We start from the raw sequence: 23,528 nt of genomic DNA on the forward strand, positions 1-23,528 counted from the left end.
ATGATTAAAAGTCTAAACCGCCTTCGCGAGCACCTTCAGCCAAAGATTTGATACGGCCATGGTATAAGTACCCATTACGGTCAAAAACTACTTTACTAATTCCAGCTGCAACTGCTTTTTCTGCAACCAATTTACCTACTGCTTTTGACTGCTCAACTTTGTTGCCTGAAGCAGCAAAATCTTTTGAAGTGCTAGAAGCTGACACTAATGTCTTTCCTGCAACATCATCAATAATCTGAGCGTAGATACCTTTATTACTTCTAAAAACTGACAAGCGTGGACGCTCTGTTGATCCAGCCAGGTGTTTTCTGATTCCTTTTTTGATTCTCTCTCTACGAGATGCTTTATGTCCTGCCATGGTTATTATTTTTTAGCTGATTTACCTGCTTTTCTTCTTAATACTTCACCTACAAACTTAATACCTTTACCTTTGTATGGCTCTGGTTTACGGAAACCGCGGATTTTCGCTGCAATTTGACCGATTAATTGTTTGTCGATAGATTCCAAAGTGATAGTAGGATTTTTACCTTTATCTGCAGTAGTTGTTGCTGTAATTTCCTTTGGCAACATAAATACAATCTGGTGAGAGAAACCTAAAGTTAACTCTAATACATTACCAGTACATGCTGCACGGTAACCTACACCGACTAATTCTTGAGTAGTTTTGTATCCTTCAGTTACACCGACAACCATGTTGCTCAATAGAGAGCGGTATAATCCGTGTAATGCTTTGTGTCTTTTTTGATCTGTAGCACGAGTTACAACGATGTTACCATCTTCTTGAGCAACTGTAATGTCACGATCAACTTGTTGTGTTAATTCACCTTTAGGGCCCTTTACCGTAACTAAATTCTTGTCAGATACAGTCACCGTTACACCAGCAGGTATAGCGATAGGCGCTTTTCCAATTCTTGACATTTCTTTGTGATTTTCCTAGATTAATAAACGTAACATAAAACTTCACCGCCAACATTTTGTAAGCGAGCTTCTTTGTCTGTCATAACTCCTTTAGAAGTTGACAAAACAGCGATACCCAAACCATTCAAAACACGAGGCATAGTCTCAACACTTGCATACTTTCTTAAACCAGGTTTACTCACACGTGTCAACGTACGAATAGCCGAGATCTTGCTAATAGGATTGTATTTCAAAGCAATTTTAATTGTGCCTTGAACTCCAGTCTCTTCAAATTTGTAATTAGCAATGTAACCTTTATCAAAAAGAACTTTAGTGATTTCTTTTTTAAGGTTCGATGCAGGAATTTCAACAACCCTGTGGTTGGCCTTAATGGCATTCCTTACTCGTGTAAGGTAATCCGCTATTGGATCTGTATTCATTATATATAAAATTGTGACAACGGTTTCCTTCCCAACCTTTGGGACAGACCTTTTATCGATTAATAAATTTTAACGTAAAAAACCCTAGCAAATCTTATATAAGATTTGCTGGGGCAAAATTACTTATTTTTTTGATATTACCAAGAAGCTTTTTTAACCCCCGGGATCTTACCGTCTAACGCCATCTCACGGAATGTAACACGAGAGATACCGAATTGACGCATATATCCTTTAGGACGTCCTGTTAATTTACAACGGTTGTGTAAACGAACTGGAGAAGCATTCTTAGGTAATTTATCTAATGCAGCATAATCACCAGCAGCTTTTAACGCAGCACGTTTGTCAGCAAATTTAGCTACTAATTTAGCGCGTTTTACTTCGCGAGCTTTTAATCCTTCCTTAGCCATTGTTATTAGTATTTTGATTTTTAAATGGTAAACCGAATTGTTTCAACAATTCTAAAGCCTCAACATCGTTTCCTGCGCTAGTCACGAAAGTGATGTCCATACCTTGAATTTTGTTGATTTTATCAATGTTGATCTCAGGGAAAATGATTTGCTCAGTAATACCTAAGTTGTAGTTACCTCTACCGTCGAAACCTTTATCATTGATACCACGGAAGTCACGAATACGTGGAAGTGATACAGCGATTAAACGATCTAAGAACTCATACATGTTGTTATCACGCAAAGTAACACGTGCACCAACAGGCATACCTTTACGTAATTTAAAGTTTGAGATATCTTTTTTCGATTTAGTTGCAACAGCTTGTTGACCAGTAATTAATGTTAACTCTGAAAGAGCATTATCAATTAATTTCTTATCTGAAGTAGCAGCACCTACACCTTGTGAAACAACGATTTTCTCAAGCTTAGGAACCTGCATAACACTTTTATACTGGAATTTTTCTTTAAGTGCAGTACGGATTTCCTCCGCATATTTCACTTTTAATCTTGGTACGTAAGTCATTATTTAATTTCCTCCCCTGATTTTTTTGCTACACGAACAATTTTACCATCTTCGTTAACTTTACGACCTACACGTGTAGGAGCTCCTGTTTTAGGATCAATGAAAGCTAAGTTAGAAATATGGATAGCTGCTTCTTTTTCAATAATACCACCATTAGGATTAGCCGCACTTGGTTTAGTGTGTTTTTTGATGATATTAGCGCCTTCTACAACAGCTCTATTAGCATCCACTAAAACTTGCAATACTTTTCCTTGAACACCTTTAGAGTTACCAGCGATAACTTTCACTAAATCACCTTTTTTGATCTTGATTTTGTGTGTAGTTGTTGTTGTTTTTTTGTATGCCATAATTATAAAACCTCCGGTGCTAGTGATACAATTTTCATGAACTGTTTCTCACGTAATTCTCTAGCAACTGGGCCAAAGATACGTGTACCACGTGGTTCATCATTATTATTTAATAATACTGCAGCATTGTCATCAAAACGAATATAAGAACCATCTTTACGACGAATTTCTTTTTTAGTTCTAACAACTACAGCTTTAGAAACAGTACCTTTTTTTACGTTTCCTGAAGGTAAAGCGCTTTTGATGGTAACAACAATTTTATCACCTATCGAAGCATAACGCTTACCTGTGCCACCTAACACACGGATTACTAAAACTTCTTTAGCTCCGCTGTTATCAGCAACATTTAGTCTTGATTCCTGTTGTACCATGTTATTTAGCTCTTTCTAATATTTCTACTAATCTCCAATTCTTAGTCTTACTCAGCGGACGAGTTTCCATAATTAATACCGTATCGCCGATACCACAGGTATTAGTTTCGTCATGAGCAGTAAATTTAGTAGTTTTTTTAACGAATTTACCATAGATAGGGTGTTTCACTTTACGCTCAACCTTTACTACGATAGATTTCTCCATTTTATTGCTAACTACTAAGCCGATTCTTGTTTTTCTTAATTGTCTTTCCATTTCGACTTTAATTTATGCCTCAGAGGCTGTTTCTTTTTTAGCAGCAGCTTTACGAGCAGTCAACTCTGTACTAAGACGAGCGATTTCTCTACGAGCCGTTTTGATTACATTAGGGTTCTCAATTGCAGAAACAGCATGTGCAAATTTCAATTTGCTAAGGGCAGCTTTCTCTTGTACTAAACGAGCAGCTAGATCCTCTGTTGATAATTCTAAAATTTCTGAATTTTTCATTTTATTTCAGTTGTTATATTGGGTTATCATTAGTTTATATATAGCCTTAGGAGTAACGGTCCTAAGGCTAAAAAAATGATATTACCAACGATTTATGCTTCTACGTAATCTCTACGTATAACAAACTTAGTTTGAACCGGAAGTTTCTGAGCAGCAAGGCGTAAAGCTTCTTTAGCAATTTCTAAAGATACTCCTTCTGCTTCAAATAACATACGGCCTGGGCGGACTACGGCAACCCAGTATTCTGGAGCTCCCTTACCTTTACCCATACGTACCTCTGCAGGTTTTTTAGTAACAGGTTTATCAGGGAAGATACGGATCCAAACTTGACCTTCACGTTTCATGTAACGTGTCACTGCAATACGAGCTGCCTCGATTTGACGGCTTGTGATCCATGCTTCCTCCAATGATTTGATACCGAATGAACCGAAAGCTAACTCTGCTCCACGAGAAGCGTTACCTTTCATACGTCCTTTCTGCATCTTTCTGAACTTTGTTCTTTTTGGCTGTAACATGTTCGTTATCTATTTTAATCCCGCCAGAGACGGGATATATTAAAATCTTATTATTAATTAATCTCTTTTTGCACCACGGTTGTTTCCACCACGATTATTGTTTCCACCACGACGGTCACCACCACGACCACCTTTACGGTTGTCACGGCGATCAGCACCACCTTCGTTTCCACCACGCGTTTTCACACCAGAAGCTTGACCAATGTTTGGAGATAAGTCACGTTTACCGTAAACCTCACCTTTACAGATCCAAACTTTGATACCGATTTTACCGTAAGTAGTTAATGCTTCAGCTAATGCATAGTCGATATCAGCACGTAATGTGTGTAAAGGAGTTCTTCCTTCTTTGTACTGCTCAGAACGTGCCATTTCAGCACCACCTAAACGACCAGAACACATTACTTTGATACCTTCAGCACCCATACGCATTGTCGAAGCAATTGTAGTTTTCATTGCACGACGGAATGAAATACGAGCCTCTAATTGCTTAGCGATACCTTCAGCTACTAATTTTGCATCTAACTCAGGACGTTTGATCTCGAAAATGTTAATTTGAACATCTTTCTTAGTGATTTTCTTTAACTCTTCTTTAATCTTATCAACTTCCTGACCACCTTTACCGATAACGATACCAGGTCTTGCTGTATGAATAGTTACTGTGATACGTTTTAAAGTTCTTTCAATAACAACTTTTGCTACACCACCTTTTGCTATACGAACAGAAAGATATTTTCTAATCTTTTCGTCTTCTACTAATTTATCGGCATAGTTTTTTCCTCCGAACCAATTAGAATCCCAACCTCTGATGATTCCTAATCTGCTACCTATTGGATTTGCTTTTTGTCCCATTTCTCAATAAATTAGTTTTGTTCAACGTTAGATTTACTGTCAACGATCAAAGTAACATGGTTTGAACGTTTACGAATTCTGTAACCGCGACCTTGAGGAGCTGGACGTAATCTTTTCAATTGACGACCACCTGCTACTGATACTTCTTTAACGTATAATTGACTATCTTCAACTGATTTACCTTCGTTTTTAGCTTCCCAGTTTTTAATTGCAGATAATAATAATTTCTCTACACGGATTGCTGCTTCCTTGCTTGTATGCTTCAAAATATATAAAGCATTCTCTACTTTCTCGCCACGAATTAAGTCCACTACTAAACGCATCTTACGAGGTGAAGTAGGGCAATTTAATAATTTGGCAGTAGAAGCTCCTCCTATTTGAGCTTTCTCTTGCTCTTTGCGCTGTTTTATTAAAACAGACTTTTTAAGTTTTTTTGTTGCTTCCATTACCTATTATTTTTTCTTTTCTGCGTGGCCTCTGAATGTACGCGTAGGAGCGAATTCGCCTAATTTGTGACCTACCATGTTTTCCGTTACATAAACAGGGATAAATTTATTCCCGTTGTGCACTGCAAAGGTATGACCAACAAAATCAGGAGAAATCATTGATCTGCGAGACCATGTTTTGATAACTGACTTTTTGTTAGTTTCATTCATAGAAAGAACTTTTCCTTCTAAGTTGTGATCGATATAAGGACCTTTTTTAATTGAACGAGCCATTATTTTTTCCTTCTCTCAATGATGTAACGATTCGATGTTTTCTTCTTGTCGCGTGTTTTAAAGCCTTTAGCTAAAACACCTGTGCGTGAACGAGGCTGACCTCCTGAGGTACGACCCTCACCACCACCCATAGGGTGATCGACAGGGTTCATAGCTACACCACGAACTCTTGGACGACGTCCTAACCAACGGTTACGACCAGCCTTACCTAACACTTCAATTCTTCTATCGTGATTAGATACCGAACCGATTGTAGCCACGCAAGTCAATAAGATCATACGTGTTTCACTTGAAGGTAATTTAATAATAGCGTATTTACCATCACGAGCAGACAATTGCGCATAAGTACCAGCCGAACGAGCGATTGAACCACCTTGACCAGGGTTCAACTCAATGTTATGGATGATAGAACCCAATGGAATATTTGCTAATGGAATAGTATTACCTACTTCTGGGGCAACTTTTTCACCTGCTACTACAGTCATTCCAACTTTTAAACCAGCTGGAGCGATGATGTAACGTTTCTCACCATCAGCATAATGCAATAATGCAATACGTGCTGTACGGTTTGGATCGTACTCAATTGTAGCTACTGTTGCAGGGATATCTTTTTTATCGCGTTTGAAATCTATTAATCGGTATACTTTCTTGTGTCCCCCACCGATGTAACGCATAGTCATTTTACCGGATTTATTACGACCGCCCGATCTTTTGTTGCTTCCAACTACTAATGATTTTTCAGGAACATTAGTTGTTACGTCAGAATAGTCAGCGCCTACTCTGAAACGAGTACCAGGGGTTACCGGTTTGAATCTTTTAACTGCCATCTCTAATTATATAGTACTGTAAAAGTCAATAGTTTCGCCATCTTTAATTGTAATGACAGCTTTTTTATACTTAGGAGCTCTACCAGATACGAAACCTGCTTTTGTGTAACGGCTTTTTGCTTTACCTGCTACTACTGCAGTATTAACCGCAAGAACAGTAACACCAAACATAGCCTCAATAGCTGTTTTGATCTGAATTTTGTTAGCTCTGTGATCTACTTTGAAAGCATAACGGTTTAATTTTTCCGTTAAAAATGAAGCTTTCTCAGTTAAGATAGGTTTTTTAATAATGTCCATATTACTTAGCTAATGCCTCCTCCAAAGTTTTAAGCGAACCTGTAGTAAATAATAACTTAGCCGCATTTAATACATCATATGTATTTAATTGATCTACAGTTGTTACTTTTACTTTCTTCAAGTTTCTGCTTGATAAATAAACGTTATTATCTTGCGCTGATAAAACCAATAAAGTTTTCTCATCTGCTACATTCAAAGCATTTACAAAAGCAACATAATTTTTAGTTTTGATTGAGTCAAATTTAACTTCATCCAATACTACAACATTGTTATCAATTGCTTTGTAGCTTAACGCTGATTTACGTGCTACTTGTTTCAATTTTTTATTCAATTTGAAACTGTAATCACGTGGTTGAGGACCGAATACACGACCACCACCATTAAACAATGGAGATTTGATAGAACCCGCACGAGCACCACCAGTACCTTTTTGTTTGTGTAATTTACGAGTTGAACCCGCGATTTCATTACGTTGTTTAGATTTGTGAGTTCCTTGGCGTTGATTCGCTAAGTATTGTTTCACGTCCAAATAGATCGCATGATCGTTAGGCTCTAACCCAAATACCGACTCAGGAAGTTGCACCTTGGCACCTGTTTCTTTACCTGATAAATTTAAAACTTTAACTTCCATTTCCTATTTGTCTACAACTACATAAGAACCTTTAGCTCCTGGGATGGAACCACTAACAACGATTAGGTTTTGATCAGCATAAATTTTCAAAACTTGTAAGTTTTGAACTTTAATTCTGTCACCACCCATACGACCTGCCATACGCATACCTTTAAATACACGTGAAGGCCAAGAAGCCGCACCAATTGAACCTGGAGCACGTAATCTGTTGTGCTGACCGTGAGTCGCACCACCTACACCACCAAATCCATGACGTTTCATTACACCTTGAAAACCTTTACCTTTAGAAGTACCGACTACGTCAACATACTCCCCTTCTTCAAATAGTGTAACGTCAACTACGTCACCAAGTTGTTTTGCATCTGGGAAAGTTTTAAACTCTACCAGCTTACGCTTAGGCGTTGTATTTGCTTTCGCAAAGTGCCCTTTTAAAGAATTCGTTGTGTTCTTTTCTTTAGCTTCATCGAAGCCAAGTTGAACAGCAGCGTAGCCATCTTTCTCTTCCGTACGTATCTGCGTAACCACGCACGGACCAGCTTGAATAACAGTACACGGAATGTTTTTTCCCTCTGCATCAAACAGGCTTGTCATTCCTACTTTTTTTCCAATAATACCTGACATGTTGTAAATTAATTAATTAAAAGTCCATCGAAGCAGTAGGGCTTCGCTCAAGACGTATTTCCCCCAATAAGGGATTGCAAAAGTACGAAGAAATTTCTAACTACCAAATTATTAGCACATTATTTTTTTATTTTTTTGTCTAGATCGAATATTTAAAAAACTAACTAATCGAGATATTAAAATAAATTGAGAAATAACAAGAACAGTAAGTGAGCATCCTAATTCAATAATATATAATAAGAAGATAAATTATCAGAGCTTAATGGGAAATAATAAGATATTATACAACCAATACAAACATAAAAAACTCAAAAAAACTATCCATAGCATATAATCTGCGGATAGTTCATGTGCCTTTTTAAATTAACAATAATCTACATTTTAATGACAGACTGCCCATCCAACAGTCTTTTATATCGGACTAAAGCTTCTACATAATAATAGTCCGCATAAGTCAATGGAACGTCAACTTCTGTCTCATGTGGAATAGATCCCACACTATGTTTCAGTATATAACCACCAGCTTCCTTATACTCCGCCTTATAAGGTTTAGAAGATAATGACCGCAACATTTGTTCTGCTTTGACAATATATAATTGACTTTCAGCCCCATCAGTATATTGAGCAAGTTCCAATAAAGCAGAAGCCATTACAGCAGCAGTTGATACATCACGCAGATCTTTCTGTTTGTAATATTTACTTGAAGCACTTAATTTATTTTGATCCATGTCCCAGTACGGAATTAAATCTTGGGGCAAATTTGGATGATTCAAATAAAAATTTGCAATATTTCGTGCCTGTCGTAGATATTTTTGATCCTTAGTTTCTCTAAACATCATGGTATATCCATACAAACCCCAGGCTTGGCCTCTAGACCAAGCTGATTCATCAAAAGCCCCTTGCGCAGTCTTCTTCGAGATTATACTTCCATCCTTACTGTTATAATCAACAACATGATAAGAACTATAGTCTTTTCTATAATGATTGATCATTGTTGCATCCGCATGTTTAATTGCGATGTCAGCATAACTTGAATTACCTGTCATCTTGGATACCTCAATTAAAAACTCTAAATTCATCATATTATCTATAATAACCGGATAAGTCCAAGATTGCCCATCCCAATTCTTACCACCATCCCATGATCGAATAGTTTTTGTCGCATCCTTATAACGTGTAGCCAAAGAAGCAGCACCTGTACTCAGCACATTCTTATAAGCACTAGAATCATTTGTCAATCTTAATGCATTTCCAAAACTGCAGTAAAGCATAAAACCCAGGTCATGCGTACCTTTATTATTCTTTTCTTTTTCTAAATATTTCAACTTTCGTTTAGCCTCATCTAACAATTTCGTATCATTCGAATATTCGTAAAGATACAATACAGTACCTGGATAAAAACCAGAACACCACCAACTAGACCCCCAATTCACATATTTACCATTTTGGAAAGTCGTAGGAATATCGGCTTCTTTAACAGAAGCAGCGAGGTAACTAATTTGTTTTTTTGCATCTTCCAGATTTTCATTCACAAAAGCTGAATCAAGGTTTAACTTATTCTTGGCAAGCCCTCTTTTAGTCTGGCACGAAACCCCTTGAAGAGCAAATCCTACTATTCCAAATAGGATTAAATAATTTCGAATGTTCATTTAAAACGTTATTTTTTTGAGTTTTTAATAATTTACATAATAATCTTTCGGAAACTGTTCCGCATTCCAGCACTTTTGCGAAGTCCACTTTTCTGGACTACAAGTCCAAAATTCATCATTAGCCGGCAATCCGAGAGGAAGGAAGGATAAAGAAGCTACATACATAGAGCCAGCATTCGTATAGTAATCTGCCAAATTCTGCTGCTGGTCACCAACTACTCCCATACTAAGCCATCCAGAAGGTGAAAAAGTCTTATCAATATAAATATGTCTCAGTATTGCAGTTAAGGCAGCTCGCACCTGACCCTTAGAAATATCCTCTGGCAGCCTATTTTCAAGAGCCACTGCAGCCAAGGGTTGAAAAGCAGCATTCTTATATGTTGAAGAGCGACCAACTACCATATAATAACCTTCTGGGGAAATCATGCGTTCCAAGTGATGTGCATATCGTTGCATCCTTTTATAAGCACGATCAAACATTTCTTTGTATTTCTTATCTACGTTTATATTATGGCGCAGTGCTTCAACCTGCATATTGTGAATAACGTAACCATTGTAATGATCGAAACTAAAGTGAGCACCATCACTATACCACCCATCGCCCACATACCATTCTGTATCAAATTTATTTACAGCATAATCTATTTTTTCTCGTGCGCACTCCTCACCGGTATAATGTAAAAACGTCTCAGTCATGGCCGCAAAAAGCAACCAATTACTTTCATTAGGTTTAATTTTACGTAGTAGTTTAAATTCTTCGACAACCCTTTTCTTTGTTACCTGATCCAATGGTTCCCACAGTACCTTGGGTGCCCTTAGAAACGCAAGGGCGAGATGTGCTGCATCTACCAGTGTTTGCGATGAAGGACCTCGCCATGTAAAATAATCCGGGGATTGAGGATCTACACCATATTGAATCCCCAATAAGGCCTGATCACGTAATTTTTTACGTAGCTTTCCTTCTTCGGAGCTGTCATCAGGTAAAGCCAGCCAAGGGGCCATACCTGCCAGCAGTCGACCGAAAGCCTCGAGGTATCCAACGCCCGGATCTCTACTGTCAAAAGTAGGACTTACCTCCATCGGCATCTTTTTGCGCCATTGCTGTTTACTGATATTATCTAATATAGGTGTAGCCATCTTGCTTAGTATTGAAACCCAATAAGCACGGTCATTCCCTGCATAACTTATGCCTTCATCAGATAAAACACTTGCCTTCGCCCCCATTGGCAACGATGCCGTCAATGCACCAACGCCAGCACCGCCTAACAATTTTAATACAGATCTTCTCTTCATCGATAATGGTTTATAAATAATGTATGCTCAACAAGCTCACATAAAACACTAAAAATCTTTATTTTAATATAGAAAAACAAACTAAAAAGAATCAATCGCTCTAGCAAACGATTACACAAGCGATTGATAACAGTTTCTTTACAGAATGAATTTATTTCCATTAATTATTCCAGCCTGTATTCTGTGTTAGACTAGGATTTCGTTGCCTTTCTAACTCTGGGATAGGCCATACCAGTAGTTGGTCTCCCAAATAGGTATACCTATCTACGATTCCGCCCCATGGTTGTTTGTTCCCCGCATTACCGCTAAAAACTTGATCTTTGAGGGATTTCCACCGCAATTCGTCAAAGTAAATAACCCCTTCCCCAAACAGCTCTCTTCTACGTTCATTACGGATACGACTGGTAAGATCTGCTTTATCTTTAACCGTGGTAACAGCCGAACTATTTAAAAGTCCTACCCCGGCCCGCGTTCGTACTTCATTTACTTTGGCCACCGCTGCTGCTTCCTGTCCTTTTTCATTAAGTGCCTCTGCCCACAATAACAGCACATCTGCATAACGGATCACTGGATAATCTATATCACCAGCTACACGACTCGGAATAGATGGTTTTCCACCTTCGTACACAAATTTACGCGGGATATAAAAAAATCTCGGTTGATCGTCAGTGCGCAGATCAAACACATTATTAAATTCTTCAATATGTGGCCATCTCGATGTAAATGTCTGATCAGCTCCGAGATTTGTCCCAACAAAAGTTGAATAAGGGAGAATAACATTTGCACTTAAGCGTGGATCACGATTGTCGTAGGCCTTTTTTAATCTTTCCTCATTGCCATTAGGCAAATAAAGTTTAAAATCCAATCCTCGTTTCGGGTCAATAAGGTCAGTGTATTTCGACGGCTTTTTATTTGCTTCAGCTACCTGTTGTACATTATTACGAATAAAGTATATCTCTCTTTTGTCAGGTGCCATCGCATTATAACCAGGGATTACGTCATCCCAACTAAATTTGCTACCATCTTTGTTCTCGTATAAATCTACAAAATCCGGACTGACCATGTAGGTATTCCAATTGGAGCCAAAAGCGGAGCGGCTTCCGAAACTGAATTGTGTTGTCGATCCAAAGTTGTCCAAAGCGATATTCTGAATTGAGAAAATCATCTCATCTGACTTTTCATTGGCGGCAGTAAATAATGTCTTATAATCTGGGAACAACTGGTGTCCGGCATCTTTAACTGACTGAAAATCTGCGATTGCTTTATCCCAATCTTGTAGATACATATAAACTTTACCTCGTAGTGCGTATGCTGCTGATCTCGTAATACGACCAAAATCTTTACTTCCTGCGGGCAACTTTGCTGGTAAATTCGTCTCAGCGATAGATTCCGTCAGATCTTTCAAGATAAAATCCCAAACTTCCTTTTCTGTATTTCTGGGTTTGGTTGCTTCATTGTAGTTAATCGGTGTATCATATAATGGCACCCCTCTATACAACTGATTCAACCGATAATAATAGAATGCTCTTAGGAATTTAACCTCCGCAAGCAAACGCGCTTTCTTCTCAGGGGCCGATGGTGAAATATTTGTTAATCCATAGATAGCATCATTCGCGCGGTGAACACTCTCATATAGTTCTCTCCAAACATCCGCAAAAAGTGAATTTGAAGTATTCGTGGAGGCATTTAATAGAGGATCTCCACCTCTTGGAATCAACGTGTTGGATAAACGGTCATACTGATAGAGCTCCCGATTATTTGTGCCACCAGTTGCATATCCAAAACGTAATGCTTGATACACACCGTTTACACCAAGATCAGTATAGTTGTCCGTTGTCCACATTTTATCCTCTGGAACTTGGGTATTCGAACTAATATCCAATAGATCTTTTTTACAAGACCCCATAGTTCCCAGTAAAATTGCAAGCGCAGATATACGCCACATATATTTATTATATTGTTTACAGTATGCAGACAATCTTTGTTTTTCGATATTTAGTATCTTCTTCATGTATCTTCGTATTAAAATCCAAAATTCAACCCAAAAGCATATTGCTTCATTGTAGGATATTTTGCTCCAGCTCCAATTTCAGGATCTGCACCAGGGAATTTCGTAAACATCAGCAAATTCTCACCAGAGAAATATACCCGTAAATTGCGCACATGTAATCTTTCAGTAAGTTTACTGTTAAAGGTGTAGCCTATCTGCAAATTTCTCAGTTTTATAAAATCTGCATCATAGAGGTAGAAATTATTGGCAACATTGTTAATTGTCTCTCCATTGTATTTAAGACGCGCATAAGATCCACTTATATTGGTTCGCGAATCGCTAGGATTAGCTGGATCATAAAAATAATGGTCATCTGCAACTCGTTTAGAAATACCGTTACCATCACGGACAATGTTGTTACTATAACCTTCATCGTTCCAATAATATTGTAATTTTCCTTCCCCTGACCAGAGCATCTGTAGATCAAAACCTTTGTAAGAAAATCCTAAATTGATACCATAAATATATTTGGGAATGTTAGATGTCCCTGTAAAATCTTGATCATTCTCATTTCCATAGACCTTATCTCCGTTGAGATCAGCATACAAAAAATCGCCATAATACAATTGTTCAACCCCCAGTTTATTTACAGGTGAGAAGCTGTATCCCGCTGTTTGCATATCCTGCACCCATTTGTAATCAGCTTCCGTGCGGATCATACCATCCCGAGGTCCGCCATTAGGATTTACAGCCCCGCCATTAGCATAATAGCTACCATCACCTTTGTAACGCTGTCTCAAAAAATATTCCTGAAACATGTGCCCTTCGAGATTCCGCTGATTGGTACCTACCGCATTTGAAACCTGTCCGATATTTGTGCTGTAAACATTTGTACCATTGACGTCATTCCAGCCTCTGACTAACTGACCTTTGAGCTTTGTTACTTGGTTTTTATTGTAAGCAAAGTTACCTCCGATATTATAGCTGAATTCTCCGATCTTGTCTTTCCACGTCAAATTAAGTTCAATACCACTGTTGCGCATCGCAGCCGAATTAACAATCGGCGCACCCGTAGTGCCTGTGGTCAGTGGCAATTGCTCCGGTACCAATATGCCTGATGTTAATTTGTTGTAATAATTCAACTCGACATAGGCTTTATTTCGAAAAGTCGCAAACTCCAATCCCACTTCTCTATTTTCACTCTCTTCCCAGGCCAATAATCTATTCCCAAATTTGCTCAACTCCAAACCACCGACTTGTGATCCACCAAAGGAGTATCCTGCATTGCCGTAGAAAGCAAATGCAGGTAAATAATTTTCTCTAGCCGGATCGCTATTATTCATATCATTCCCCAATTTACCCCAAGACCCACGAAGCTTTACATTTTGGACATATGGTTCAAGACCTTTCATAAAAGACTCTCTTGAAAGCAACCACCCCAAACCCACGGATGGGAAATAGCCCGCTTGAAGATCCTTTCCAAATTTGGAAGATGCATCTCTTCGTAAACTAAATTCGACAAGATATTTGCTGTCAAAGTCATAATTTACACGGCCAAAAAAGGAGCGCATACTTGTTTCGTATTCGTTGCCATCAATAGCATTCATTTCATTCGCTGTACCAATGTTGGAAATCGTCGGATCTATGACACCCCTTTTCGAAGCCGAGAAATTATACCATTTTGTCTTGAATTCATTATGCCCTAATAGCGCTCCGATATTATGTCTACCGATGCTGGTTTCATAACGAAGGACGTTATCGAAAGTAAGTGTACGAAGGTTTTCGTACCCCTGCGATAGTACTTGCGTAGCAGGAACGCCTTTGGGAAAGACGATTTTATTTGTCTCAAAGCTATATTTATCAACTGGGATTGAGCTGCCCGTTTGTTCACGGAATCGCGTTTGGTAATTAAATTTGGTTTCGAATGTCAATCCATTAATGATCTTTACATTTGCGAAAATAGTCGAGTTAAAATTCGACACTTTATCCATCCCCTGCGGTTCATAGAGATATTGCATCAAATTGTTCAACTGGGTGGATTCTTCGGCGGCCACAGCACCACCAAATCGACCATCATACATCGGATAAACCCCTGGAGTAGATTGTCGCAAAAAGTTATACAAATTGTCAACATTCGCCTTTTTCCGGTCTTCAGTTGATGCAAACATATTGGTTCCAATTGTCAAGCGATCTCCGATTTTAGTACTTATGTTTGTTCTCAGTTCGTATTTCTTTGCGCCGGTATTTTCCATAATACCGGGATTATCGAAGATCCGGCCCGAAAGCATATAACTGGTCGATTCAGAACCTCCTGTTGCCGAAATATTATGGCTTTGAATCCAGCTCGAATTATAAATCCAATCTGTCCAATCGGTATTTGGGTAAGCGATATAATTAGGCAAGCCAGATGCAGCTAGTACACCATTGGGATCGTCATTGGCTTTTCGCCAAAGATCAAGTGTAGATTCAGCAAATTTTGCAGGTTTTCCCAAATTGAATGTACCCTCATTCATAAGCTCCATGTGACGCACATAATCTGACACAAACTCAGGAGTTCCCATCGGCTTGGTTCGGGACAAGATACCGGAGTAGTTAAGTTGCGTTTTTTGATTTGCCTTTCCCTTTTTCGTTGTGATCAAAATAACTCCATTACCTGCACGCGTTCCATAGATTGAAGCCGATGATGCATCCTTTAATACTGAAATGCTTTCAATATCATTGGGATTCACCGCATCCATTGAACCAGGTATACCATCGATAACAACTAAGGCATCCGAATTATTGAGTGTCCCTATACCACGAACCCGGATTGTAGCGCCGTCAGCTCCCGGTTTACCTGTGCTTTGCTTGACTTGTACCCCTGCTGCTACACCGCTAAGCGCCGTTGAAACGTTTGTGACGGGTCTGTTTTCAATCTGTTTTGTATCAACGGTACTCACTGATCCAAGCAATTTTTCTTTCTTTTGCTTACCATACCCCACAACAACAACCTCATCAATCGCCGAGCTGGCACTTTCCAACGTTACATTAATGGCATTGCGGCCATTTAGTACAATCTCTTGATTTTGGTATCCTACATAAGAAATTACTAGCGTTGCGTTAGGGTTCACAGATAAGGAATATGTTCCCGATCCATTTGTGGAAGTAGCGAGCGTCCCCCCCATCTCACGAATTGTTACACCTGATAATGGTGTTCCTTGACTGTCTTTGATTTGTCCCGTTACATTTACTTTCTGCTGGGCGTGAACTGTACCTACAGAAAATAGTGTCATCGCGGACAATCCTATTGCGTAAAACTTAGCCATACTTTAGGAAATTGGTTTTATAATTAAAAATTGGTTATTTAACAAGCTCAAAATTGATTAAGTGCGGTCATTTATTAGGGTGATTTTTATAAATATTAAGGGGTAAAATCTTAAATTTGATGGTATAACCTCTATTCATCTATGAATTTCCTTGTAAAACAGATCCAAAACATGATCATTATCGCATGGCTACTTTGCCCATTTATGTCTTGTTTGGCCCAGAATTTCAGTTTTGAAACACTAACACAGGACAATGTATTAGATAAACAGGCGGTATTGAGTATCGCTCAGGATAAAAATGGAAAACTTTGGTTTGGAGGAGGTCCAAATCTGTTTATTTATGACTCACAGAATATTATAAACCTTCGAGTTCAGGATAGCGTATTCAACAAATTAGATTATATCAACAAGATTTGTATAAACGACAATAATGATCTTTTTATAGCTACCTCTACTCAGGTATTTATTTTCAATATAGACAAACGAAAGCCTCTCCTAAAAAGAGGAAAGCCCTTTATCGAGAAAGTCCTTATCTCAGACATACAAATTCTATCCTCCCATATTTTCTTATGTACAAATAGGGGTCTATATATAGCTATTCCCGCCTCAGGCTCTTATGATTTTAAATTAATTTTAGACCGTCCTCATACACAAACTATTGTTCAAACAGGAGCAGACTCCTATACAATAGCTAGCGCTAACGGTATCGAATCATTTACCTATAAAAACAAGCGGCTATCTGAAACCCGCAACCTGGGCTTACCACAGTTACCACTAAAGGAACGAATCTTTAGTACGATGTATGTGAAAGATAACACGCTTTGGGTAGGGACAAAACTACATGGTCTATTTCTGTTTAATTTTTCCAGTCAAAATTGGAAAAATCTAACGGAAGGAAATAGTAATCTCTTAAGCAATAATGTTCGTAAAATCATTAAAAATACAAATGGAGAACTATTAATTGGCACATTGAAAGGTCTTTCCGTTTTCAATGGATCCCCTGTTTTCACAAATTACAAACATAATACATCCATCAAAAACTCCCTCAGCCAGAACTCGATTTATGATATCTTTGTCGATAATCAAAAAGTAGTCTGGTTAGGAACATATTTTGGGGGTATCAACGCAGTTTATCCTGATTTTATCCCTATACAAACCTACTCTACACGTTCGCTATTAAGTCAACAGTTGAATAGTGATATCGTGGGTAGTTTTGCCGTTTCCAAGAATGCTGCTTGGATAGGCACTGAAGAAGAAGGAATCAATAAAATTGATAAAATTACGAGGAATACTAGTCCACAACCCCAATTTACCCGATCAAACCTGATAAAAGACCTCTATGTCCGGGATGAAAAATTATATGCCGCACAATATGGTGGAGGCTACTCCATCATTGACCTAAAATCGGGCAACACCAAAAATTATCTCCTCGAAAAGGATCTCTTAAACCTGAAAAACAATATTTATAGCATTTACGTAGATCCAGCACAACGAATCTATCTAGGCACAAATAAGGGGCTTTACATTGCGGAACAGGAAAAACCACCACAGTTTGATTCCTCACTAGCAGCAAACACAATAGATGAGATACAGGCAGATGATAAACAACAGATTTATTTCCTGCAATCAGGAAAGCTATTTCGAAAAAAGACTTTTAGCGCTACTGTCCGATCCATAAAGCAAATTGACTCACTGTACATCAATGGATTTTATGTCGCGCCCGATGGCAATATCTGGCTTACCTCGAAAGGGGATTTATATCATTTCGATATTAAGGATAATGTGGCCCTTAAAGCCCATTTTCCCAATAACACCCTAGGTTGGCCTGTCATGATCGACAAACATTTCTGGATCAGCAGCAAAAATGGACTGATTTTCTTCGATCCAAGCACAAAGTATCATACTGTCCTTAATCAGTATGATGGTCTCCCTGTTAAGAATATGCAAGGGTCTAAGGTCTATAGCAGCGAAGCCGGATTTTTATTCGTGACTACATTGAATGGTTTAGTTTCGATCGACACCCGAAAAATCACTTTCAATCAGAAAAAACCGAATGTGCTTTTTAGAAATATATTCCTTCAAGATACACCCTTAAACTATGGTCGCATCCAGCAAAGTGATCAACCCAATAACTATACGTTGCAATTACTTTATGACGAGAATTTTATAACGGTCAATTTTTCGAGTTCCAATTTTATCAAACCACAGAAAAATAGATATCGGTATAAGCTCGAAGGTTTTGATAAAGGTTGGATAGAAACCAATACACCAAGTGTCAGATATACCAATATTCCCGAAGGACAGCATACACTCAGTGTATATGCCAGCAATAATGATGGCATCTGGAGCAGTACCCCACTACAAATACACATTGATATAAAACCTCCGCTCTGGAGAACATGGTGGGCCTACCTCTTATACGCCGGACTATTTACACTCGGGGTACACTTTGTCATTAAGTTTGTTGTGGAACGCGAGATGTTGATCAATTCCGAAAGAGAACAGGAAAAGAAAATAAAATTCTTTACACAAATTTCGCATGAGATCCGGACTCCGCTTACCCTGATCATGTCACCTCTGGATGAAATCATTACCGAAACAGCCAACTTATCGACTACCCAATCTAAGATAAAACGGATTAAAAAGAATACAGCTAAATTATTGGGGGTAGTTAACGAGCTACTTGATTTCAAAAAATTTGATGACAAGCACTTCATCTTGAAACAGAGCGATATCCCCTTTAGGGAATATATTGAAGACACATTCTATCTCCTCAATGATCTTGCCCAGAATAAACATATCAATTATTATATCCGACAATTGGATGCCGTAGGGTTACAATCCATAGACGCTGTTCAATTTGACAAGGTCATGTTCAATCTATTGTCAAACGCCATTAAGTATACTCCCGAGAATGGCACAGTTTATCTTGAGCTTCTTGAAAGCGAAGACAACATCATTATTAACATCGTTGACAACGGGATTGGCATCGCAACGGACAATCAATTCAAGATTTTTGAAGAATATTATCGGGAGGAACAAGCAAATGACAGTATAGGTACTGGTATCGGACTAGCCTTAACCAAGCAGATTGTTCTACAGCATCAAGGAGAGATCCGTTGCTTTACCATGAAAGATGAAAAAGGAGAATGGACGATTTTCAACCTACGTTTACCGAAGCTATCAAAAGTCAACATGTCCCCTCCTACAGACTCCCTGATGACCATTATAGATGAATCAAATTCAACAACTCCAACCGTATTGGGCAGATCCTTGCAACAGACCATTCTGATTGTCGAAGACAATAGAGAGCTTTTGGATACCATTGTTCATTTATTTCAGGATAGCTATACCGTCATCACGGCTGTCAATGGAGAAGATGCCTTATCGAAAGCGCAAGAGTATATTCCCGACTTGATCTTATCTGATCTGATGATGCCTTATATGAATGGAGCCCAGTTATGCCGGGCAGTAAAAACAAATATCGCAACCAGTCATATTCCTGTTATCCTGTTGACTGCAGTGACAGACAGTGAATCACAGACACAGGCCCTACAATATGGAGCAAACATCTATCTAACAAAACCTTTTGACAATAGGCTGTTGTTTCTATCTGTGCAGAATCTCATAGCAATCAGTCATAAAAAGAGCAAGGAATTTCAGGTCAAAAAAACAGATTTCGACAATGAACTGGATGCTAAATTTATTGCTACATTAGATCAACTGATCGAAGATAATATGCAGTCGGATGACTTTGATGTTAATTTTATCTCCCGAAAGATGGGTATGAGCACACCTATTATTTATCGAAAGCTCCGGGCGATATCCAACCTTTCTATCAATAATTATGTGAAGATGTACCGGCTTAACAGAGCGAAGGAGTTGCTAAAATCTTCGATGAATGTCAGTGAGGTAGCCTATGCAGTCGGATTTTCTGAAAGAAAGTACTTTAGCAGGGAATTTAAGAAACAATTTGGGTATAATCCATCACAGCAAATAGCAGACTCCTATGAAGATAATTAAAACACAAAAGGGATTAAATATTTGAAAAAAGATTGTGGGCAGGGTACGAATAGATTTAAAAGTAACAAAGGCGCCTAAATGGGGGCCTTTGTTACTTTTATCTTTACTGTATTTACTTCGCGATTTCCTTAATCATTGGTTCACCATCCAAGAGCCTTTTATAGCGCACTAATGCTTCTACATAATAGTAATCAGCATATGTCAGTGGTACATCAATCTCCGAATTTAAAGGAAGTGCCCCCACACTATGTTTTAATAAATAACCGCCATTTGTCCCATAAACTGCTTTATAAGGTTCTTTGGATAAATTAGTAAGCATTGTCTCTGCATTAGAAAGATAAAGGGCAGATTCTTTACCTTTTGTATATTGAGCCAATTCAAGTAAAGCAGATGCATACAATGTGGCTGCCGAAACATCCCGAAGATCTTTTTTAGCATACATCTTACTAGATTGATCAATCTTATCTTTATCAAAATCCCAATAAGGAATTAAATCTTGAGGCATATTCGGATGATTCAAAATATATTTCGCAATATGTCTAGCTTGATTTAGAAATTCCTTTTTATTTGTTTCTCGATACATCATCGTATACCCATAAAGCGCCCAACCTTGGCCTCTAGACCATGCGGATTCATCATAAGCACCTTGGTGCGTTTTTTTTCCAATAACTTTGCCGCTATTCACATCATAGTCAATAACATGATATGAGCTATAATCTTTCCTAAAATGATTTTTCAATGTTGTTTCCGCATGCTTTATAGCCAAGTCATAATATTTCTTATTACCAGTCATTTTTGAAACCTGCGTCAAAAACTCTAAATTCATCATATTATCAATGATAACGGGATAATGCCAAGGTTTGTGATCCCAAGACCGAATTGTTTTTGTTCTCTCATTAAAACGAGAAGCAAGAGAAGCAGCACCTGTAACTAATACATCTTTATATTTCGCAGAATCGCCGGTCAGACGTAAACCATTGCCGAAACTACAAAACAGCATAAAACCTAGATCATGTGTACCTTTATTATACTTTTCTTTCTCCAAATTAGGTAATTTCTCTTTTACATTTTTTAATAATTCCTGATCTTGAGTCCCTTCATATAAATACCAAAGTGTACCAGGATAAAATCCAGAACACCACCAACTGGATGATGAAAAGATCTCTTTATTATTTTCAAAAGTTTTAGGAAATTTTCCATTGGGTGTTGCATTTGCCAAGACTTTAATTTGGAGAGCTGCGTCATTCAAATTCTGCTGAATAAACTCTTTCGATAATTTCAGATCCCGGGATTGACCTTGAACAGTACATATTCCTAAAACAGAACATAATACCATGATAATCTGTCTTTTCAATTTCATCATAATTTACAATAATCTTAATTCGCTATTATTTTATATATCACTTGATTCCTTAATTCCATACTTTTAATTAAAACATTCATTTTATAAAGCATTCCACCCCACACTTTAATCAATCGTGGATCCTCGATTTCCTTATTTTCTAAAGAAAAAGTAACAGTTTCCCTTTCGAAATTTATAAAGACTTTTTTCCCATTATCCAATTGTAAGAAAAAGCCATCCTTTACTAACTGAGGTTTTATTTTAGATATGAAACTAATCGATTGTGGTTTTTTAAATTCCTCCAATTGATACTGTTCTTCTACCCTGATTTCATTATTTCCTGCATGCATCTTGATAGTTCGCATCCAAGATTGTACTGCGGCTTCTTTAGGATAAGCCTTAGCAACATTGACACGGTATTGAGCAGTTTCATTATTAGTTATATACTCGACATCCTCCGCATGATAAGACCTTCCATCCTTTTGCTGTATTCCATTTATAATAGGAAGATTATGCCATTGCGATTGCATATTCCACAATGTATAGCGATTCCTACTAAAAGTTTCTTTGGTATAAGTTCCCACACCTACATCAATTAAAACTGGCGTCGAATCCAAATAGAGCATATAGCTTCCAACATCATTATGATTATGGCTTACCCCATTATTACTTCCTATCGTAGCCAAGAATAAATTACCCTTTTTATTTAAACTCCGCATAGTTGCCTGTCCCAAACTCTCATAAAAATGAAATTGGGGGGCTATAAAGTCTTTTCGATGATTACTTAATTCATTATAAATAGACGCATGCATTAAAAAATCCTGTACTGTTCCTAATGACATACTTGGTGATTTTAGAGTTGTCAAATAGCTTGCGTATGCTTTTAGATTATCATCATTATATAAAGTACCATAAGCCCATATTTTAGCAGGATAGGGTACTTGTATCGCCTCTGCATCTGCGAAATTGATGTATCTATTTCTGTAAATGTGAGAATTCAAGATATAGTTGCCAATATTAAATAATTTATGTTCCTCCTTAAATGTCACCTCTCCATCCGACACATCCTCTAACCACAACAACATCTGTCCAAGTTCACCACCAGCATGTAGCCAATAAGAGGGCCCCTCTTCACACGCACCATCTTCAGCGTAAGAGTCAATAAATTTATCCGCACTATGAGCCAATTTCTGAATAATCATCTTCAATCTAGAAGCATCTTCTTCCACTAACAATGCTACTTTAAGAACATTGGTGTTGATCCAAATATTCCAGTTATTAACCATATTGTTTGACTGAAGCGCCATCCACCAAAAATCATCTCGGACTAAATAAGGATTTAAAATACGGCTCTGTAAGACATCTTTCAATTTTTTAGTAATCATAGGAGAAATTTGGTTTAATTCATCGCCCAACAATAAATAAACCATCGCCAGATCAGCTGCTACCCGACCTGCTCCTAGATCAATATAATCGTCCAGTGGATCAGGCAAACCAATTCCAGATTTTTGCACTACAATATGTGCAGGACTTACCCAAGTACTTTCTTCCATCATTAACCAGAGGCCATTAATAATCTGCGGAATAAAACGTCCCTTTCCCTCAACCAATTCTCCTATAACCAAATGCGATACGATACTCCTGCGTGTATTAATATCATCCTCGTAGCGAGTTCTGTTTCCATCAGTCTTATATTCAAGATATTTTGTAGCTAACAATGATGGCCAAGTAAATAAATTCGCATCCTCCGCAACTTTCATTATGTGGGACTTTTCCAATATTGATAGCGCTTGAATAGCTTTTTTCCATTCATTTTTCTTTTCCAACCGCCAGTCATCAATACGATTAACGGTATTTGTCAAAACTGCACCTGAAAGATGCCGCTCTAAGGTGTGTTGTCCAAGTGCATTAATTTGCAACATAACAAAAAAGAGAAACATTAAAATTTTATAGCAT

Annotated in this window: 24 protein-coding genes; 1 reads left to right on the plus strand and 23 read right to left on the minus strand. The window is 38.0% G+C overall.

Annotation, left to right across the window (positions count from 1 at the left end; translation table 11 throughout):
* Positions 1-4: 4 nt before the first annotated feature.
* From rplR to M2265_RS14455, 21 genes are all read right to left on the minus strand, one after another.
* Positions 5-367 (minus strand): 50S ribosomal protein L18, encoded by a 363-nt coding sequence (gene rplR / locus M2265_RS14355; protein WP_183916730.1) that lies wholly within the window; start codon positions 365-367, stop codon positions 5-7.
* Complete coding sequence (gene rplF / locus M2265_RS14360) at positions 364-918, minus strand: 50S ribosomal protein L6 (protein ID WP_021190939.1); 555 nt, start codon at positions 916-918, stop codon at positions 364-366. Before rplF ends, rplR begins: the two co-directional genes overlap by 4 nt.
* A 20-nt stretch (positions 919-938) precedes the next feature.
* A complete protein-coding gene (gene rpsH / locus M2265_RS14365) occupies positions 939-1,340 on the minus strand; it encodes a 30S ribosomal protein S8 (protein ID WP_232789439.1) in 402 nt (133 codons plus the stop codon).
* 134 nt (positions 1,341-1,474) lie between these two features.
* Positions 1,475-1,744, minus strand: a complete 270-nt coding sequence (gene rpsN / locus M2265_RS14370; RefSeq protein ID WP_021190937.1) for a 30S ribosomal protein S14 — start codon at positions 1,742-1,744, stop codon at positions 1,475-1,477.
* Complete coding sequence (gene rplE / locus M2265_RS14375) at positions 1,737-2,306, minus strand: 50S ribosomal protein L5 (protein WP_132771539.1); 570 nt, start codon at positions 2,304-2,306, stop codon at positions 1,737-1,739. The genes rpsN and rplE overlap by 8 nt, the downstream gene beginning before the upstream one ends.
* Entirely contained in the window at positions 2,306-2,653 is a 348-nt protein-coding gene (gene rplX / locus M2265_RS14380; RefSeq protein ID WP_132771540.1) for a 50S ribosomal protein L24, read from the minus strand. The genes rplE and rplX overlap by 1 nt, the downstream gene beginning before the upstream one ends.
* 2 nt (positions 2,654-2,655) lie before the next feature.
* Positions 2,656-3,024: a 50S ribosomal protein L14 gene (gene rplN, locus M2265_RS14385; protein WP_021189647.1), complete on the minus strand. Its 369-nt coding sequence runs from the start codon at positions 3,022-3,024 to the stop codon at positions 2,656-2,658.
* Position 3,025: 1 nt separating this feature from the next.
* Positions 3,026-3,280: a 30S ribosomal protein S17 gene (gene rpsQ / locus M2265_RS14390; protein WP_021189648.1), complete on the minus strand. Its 255-nt coding sequence runs from the start codon at positions 3,278-3,280 to the stop codon at positions 3,026-3,028.
* Between the two features lie 12 nt (positions 3,281-3,292).
* Positions 3,293-3,511 carry a 50S ribosomal protein L29 gene (rpmC, locus tag M2265_RS14395; protein ID WP_021189649.1) on the minus strand — a complete coding sequence of 73 codons (219 nt, stop codon included), beginning with the start codon at positions 3,509-3,511 and terminating at the stop codon, positions 3,293-3,295.
* A gap of 92 nt (positions 3,512-3,603) precedes the next feature.
* Positions 3,604-4,026, minus strand: coding sequence for a 50S ribosomal protein L16 (rplP, locus tag M2265_RS14400; protein ID WP_021189650.1), 423 nt, complete (start codon positions 4,024-4,026; stop codon positions 3,604-3,606).
* A 57-nt stretch (positions 4,027-4,083) separates the two neighbouring features.
* On the minus strand, positions 4,084-4,875 hold the full coding sequence (gene rpsC, locus M2265_RS14405) for a 30S ribosomal protein S3 (protein ID WP_021189651.1): 792 nt from the start codon (positions 4,873-4,875) through the stop codon (positions 4,084-4,086).
* A gap of 11 nt (positions 4,876-4,886) precedes the next feature.
* The gene (rplV, locus tag M2265_RS14410; protein WP_021189652.1) at positions 4,887-5,321 is read right to left on the minus strand and encodes a 50S ribosomal protein L22; all 435 of its coding nucleotides are present in this window, start codon (positions 5,319-5,321) and stop codon (positions 4,887-4,889) included.
* Positions 5,322-5,327: 6 nt separating this feature from the next.
* Complete coding sequence (gene rpsS / locus M2265_RS14415; protein WP_021189653.1) at positions 5,328-5,594, minus strand: 30S ribosomal protein S19; 267 nt, start codon at positions 5,592-5,594, stop codon at positions 5,328-5,330.
* Entirely contained in the window at positions 5,594-6,421 is an 828-nt protein-coding gene (rplB, locus tag M2265_RS14420; RefSeq protein ID WP_021189654.1) for a 50S ribosomal protein L2, read from the minus strand. The genes rpsS and rplB overlap by 1 nt, the downstream gene beginning before the upstream one ends.
* Before the next feature lie 6 nt (positions 6,422-6,427).
* Entirely contained in the window at positions 6,428-6,718 is a 291-nt protein-coding gene (gene rplW / locus M2265_RS14425; protein ID WP_021189655.1) for a 50S ribosomal protein L23, read from the minus strand.
* Between the two features lies 1 nt (position 6,719).
* Positions 6,720-7,349 carry a 50S ribosomal protein L4 gene (rplD, locus tag M2265_RS14430; RefSeq protein WP_021189656.1) on the minus strand — a complete coding sequence of 210 codons (630 nt, stop codon included), beginning with the start codon at positions 7,347-7,349 and terminating at the stop codon, positions 6,720-6,722.
* Between the two features lie 3 nt (positions 7,350-7,352).
* Positions 7,353-7,970 (minus strand): 50S ribosomal protein L3, encoded by a 618-nt coding sequence (gene rplC / locus M2265_RS14435; protein WP_132771541.1) that lies wholly within the window; start codon positions 7,968-7,970, stop codon positions 7,353-7,355.
* 374 nt (positions 7,971-8,344) lie between these two features.
* Positions 8,345-9,619 (minus strand): glycoside hydrolase family 88 protein, encoded by a 1,275-nt coding sequence (locus tag M2265_RS14440; protein WP_132771542.1) that lies wholly within the window; start codon positions 9,617-9,619, stop codon positions 8,345-8,347.
* A 24-nt stretch (positions 9,620-9,643) separates the two neighbouring features.
* A complete protein-coding gene (locus tag M2265_RS14445; RefSeq protein ID WP_132771543.1) occupies positions 9,644-10,912 on the minus strand; it encodes a DUF2264 domain-containing protein in 1,269 nt (422 codons plus the stop codon).
* Positions 10,913-11,072: 160 nt separating this feature from the next.
* Positions 11,073-12,923 carry a RagB/SusD family nutrient uptake outer membrane protein gene (locus M2265_RS14450; protein ID WP_132771544.1) on the minus strand — a complete coding sequence of 617 codons (1,851 nt, stop codon included), beginning with the start codon at positions 12,921-12,923 and terminating at the stop codon, positions 11,073-11,075.
* An 11-nt stretch (positions 12,924-12,934) separates the two neighbouring features.
* Positions 12,935-16,207: a SusC/RagA family TonB-linked outer membrane protein gene (locus tag M2265_RS14455; protein WP_132771545.1), complete on the minus strand. Its 3,273-nt coding sequence runs from the start codon at positions 16,205-16,207 to the stop codon at positions 12,935-12,937.
* Between the two features lie 171 nt (positions 16,208-16,378).
* Here M2265_RS14455 and M2265_RS14460 point away from each other — a divergent pair, with 171 nt between their 5' ends.
* Positions 16,379-20,230: a hybrid sensor histidine kinase/response regulator transcription factor gene (locus M2265_RS14460; protein ID WP_165905946.1), complete on the plus strand. Its 3,852-nt coding sequence runs from the start codon at positions 16,379-16,381 to the stop codon at positions 20,228-20,230.
* Positions 20,231-20,342: 112 nt separating this feature from the next.
* Here M2265_RS14460 and M2265_RS14465 read toward each other — a convergent pair whose 3' ends face one another.
* Both M2265_RS14465 and M2265_RS14470 read right to left on the minus strand, forming a co-directional pair.
* A complete protein-coding gene (locus M2265_RS14465; RefSeq protein WP_132771799.1) occupies positions 20,343-21,590 on the minus strand; it encodes a glycoside hydrolase family 88 protein in 1,248 nt (415 codons plus the stop codon).
* A 17-nt stretch (positions 21,591-21,607) separates the two neighbouring features.
* Positions 21,608-23,494 carry a heparinase II/III family protein gene (locus tag M2265_RS14470; RefSeq protein ID WP_165905947.1) on the minus strand — a complete coding sequence of 629 codons (1,887 nt, stop codon included), beginning with the start codon at positions 23,492-23,494 and terminating at the stop codon, positions 21,608-21,610.
* Positions 23,495-23,528: the final 34 nt, after the last annotated feature.

It is taken from the genome of Sphingobacterium kitahiroshimense (assembly GCF_025961315.1).
GTDB classification, from domain to species: Bacteria; Bacteroidota; Bacteroidia; order Sphingobacteriales; family Sphingobacteriaceae; genus Sphingobacterium; species Sphingobacterium anhuiense.